Origin of the sequence: Moorena sp. SIO3B2, from assembly GCF_010692525.1 — a bacterium.
GTDB classification, from domain to species: Bacteria; Cyanobacteriota; Cyanobacteriia; order Cyanobacteriales; family Coleofasciculaceae; genus Moorena; species Moorena producens.
Map to the genome: position 1 here is coordinate 1 of NZ_JAAHHE010000611.1, position 2,815 is coordinate 2,815.

1 pseudogene is annotated in these 2,815 nt (G+C 41.4%); it reads right to left on the bottom strand.

The annotated features are described in order from the left end of the window. Positions 1 to 2,317, bottom strand: a pseudogene (locus tag F6K38_RS44645) (CHAT domain-containing protein); the annotation flags it as partial. Positions 2,318 to 2,815: the final 498 nt, after the last annotated feature.

A 2,815-nucleotide genomic window follows, 5' to 3' on the forward strand; every position in this document is an offset into this window, starting at 1 on the left:
TTACTCCTGCTGGAAACCGATCCATCAGAATTTCAGATTTACCTTCTCCCTGCTCACTGGTAATCGGTAAAGCATGAAGTGGAAATAAATGTAAAAAGCAATGGGGGATTAAAATTAAGCGATCGCATTTTTCGGGGATTTGCTGAATGATGTGATCAATGAGTAAAATTTGCGCCAGGGAATGTAGACGAGTAGTCAGGTGCTTTTCGTAATGGTATTTTTTGGTGGAGTAGGCTTTTAAATATCCATTTGCCCAATCTACCAATTTATCTAAGTCTTTTAACTGATAATGCCAAACTAGATTACGGGTGAAGACGAAAGTGACCAGCTTATTCCGTGTAATGTAAAACTCGACAATGGCAGTGTGGTGATCCAACTTGTTCTGAAAGTGCTCAAACTGAAAGCCAGAAGCAATGGGTAAATAGCGGTTTTTTAATTCATTATGCTGCTGTCGCAATCCTTGAAGACGTTTTGCTAAGGCTGTTGGGTTTTTAGCTTTGCCATCCTGAATTTGCTTTTGACCTGTGGCTATTTCATCCCTGTATTTTTTTAGTTTAGTGACAACCTTTGCAGGAAAGATGCTTTTCAGTTCACGGCTGATAATCTCTTCAACTAAATAGCGATTTTTGCTTTGTTCAGCATAATCCAGTGCTTCAGTAATATTATCTAAGTCTACGCAAACTTCTACCATTATGCTATAAATTTTGTTCCACTTTTCGCGGTGTTTGCGCTTGCTTTCCTCTCCAGAAAGCATTTCCTCCTGCAAAGATTCTACGGTAGCAACGGCAGAGTTAAAGGTAGTGTAAGCTAAGAGAGACTGCTTACTCTCTTGGTAAGCTATCCCTAGTCGGTACAAAGTGCCAGCATGGTCTTCGGGAAAAGCCTCACGGGTGCGTACTTCTAAAGCCAATTTGTAACAAGCGATGGCTTCTTCTAGGTTTTGTGCTTTCTGATCTATGATTCGGTCGGAGTAAGCATTACCGAGATTATGTTGTGTCGTTGCCCACTCAATCGGAAATGCCTCAAAGGTTAATACTCTAAAAGCTTCTTGGTAACAAGCGATGGCTTGACCTAAATTTTATAATTTCTGACCTTTTATTCGGTCACTGTAAGCAGCACCTAGATGATTTGGTGTATTTGCCCATTTTTCGGGAAAAGCCTCAAAGGTTCTGACTTTTAGAGCTTCTTGGTAACAAGCGATAGCTTCTTCTATATTCTGTGCTTTTTCCCCTTTTATTAGGTCACAATAAGCAAGACCGAGATTATTTTGTGTCCTTGCCCACTCAATTGGAAAAGCCTCAAATGTAAAAACTCTAAGAGCTTCTTGGTAACAAGCGATGGCCTCTTCTATATTCTGTGCTTTCTCTCCTATGATGCGGTGACCGTAAGCAATACCGAGATTATTTTGTGTCATTGCCCAATCAATAGGAAAAGCCTCAAAGGTTCTGACTCTAAGAGCTTCTTTGTAACAAGCGATCGCATCTTCTATATTCTGTGCTTTCTCCCCTTTGATGCGGTGACCGTAAGCAATACCGAGATTATTTTGTGTCATTGCCCAATCAATAGGAAAAGCGTCAAAGGTATAAACTCTAAGAGCTTCTTGGTAACAAGCGATCGCATCTTCTATATTCTGTGCTTTCTCACCTTTGATGCGGTCACTGTAAGCAGCACCGAGATTATATTGTGTCATTGCCCAATCTTCAGGAAAAGCCTCAAAGGTTCTGACTCTAAGAGCCTGTTGGTAACAAGCGATGGCATCTTCTATATTCTCTGCTTTCTCCCCTTTTATTCGTTGATAGCAAGCAGCACCGAGATTAGTTTGTGTCGATGCCCAATCTTCAGGAAATACCTCAAAGGTATAAACTCTAAGAGCTTCTTGGTAACAAGCGATCGCATCTTCTATATTCTCTGCTTTCTCCCCTTTTATTCGGTAATAGTAAGCATTACCGAGATTAGTTTGTGTGATTGCCCAATCTTCAGGAAATGCTTCACGGCTGAAAACAGTTAGTGCGACTTTATAGCCAGTAATGGCAATTTCAATAGTGCTGGCTTTGTCACCCAAGGGGAATTCCGGAATTAGATTGCTGAAATTGCCAATAACTGCTGCTATAAACTTTGCTTCATCTGCTTCCGCTTCCGCCAGCTTAGGTATTGCCCAAGCCCGCAATATTTCTGCTAACTTATCATTAAGTTTATCTGTATTTGCTTCTAGAAATTTATCAACTACCTGCTGATCACCATTACTGTCTGCGATTGCTTGTAGCACCTTTAAGAGAAAGTCGAGTTGGGCATCAGATGTATTGTCAGCCATTGCCATCCACTGCTCTACAATAGTTATTCAAAAAATAGACTTATTTAAAGCACCCTGGATTTGCCAATCTTCCGCCACTACCAATTTAAGTATTCAGCCTAAGCGCTACGCCTACACTACTTGAGGTGCTAATGGGCTACGGGCACCCTAACTTAGTCATAGCTTACTTCAGACTTCTTACTTCTGACTTCTTACTTGCGCGTAGCGCTATATCCCTTAGGGAAAGGCAAGAGGCAGAACCTGATAAATTATAGCATTTTTCAATTGGGTGAAGTTTTTATAAAATAGGGAGCATTTCTATATGAGTGGTTAACCGTCAGCCGTCAGCCGTCAGCCGTCAGCCGTCAGCCGTCAGCCGTCAGCCGTCAGCCGTCAGCCGTCAGCTGACGTAACAAAGATTAAAAGAATGCTTACTTGTTTTCTTAAAAAGCTGATAGCTGATAGCTGATAGCTGATAGCTGATAGCTGATAGCTGATAGCTGATAGCTGATAGCTGATAGCTGA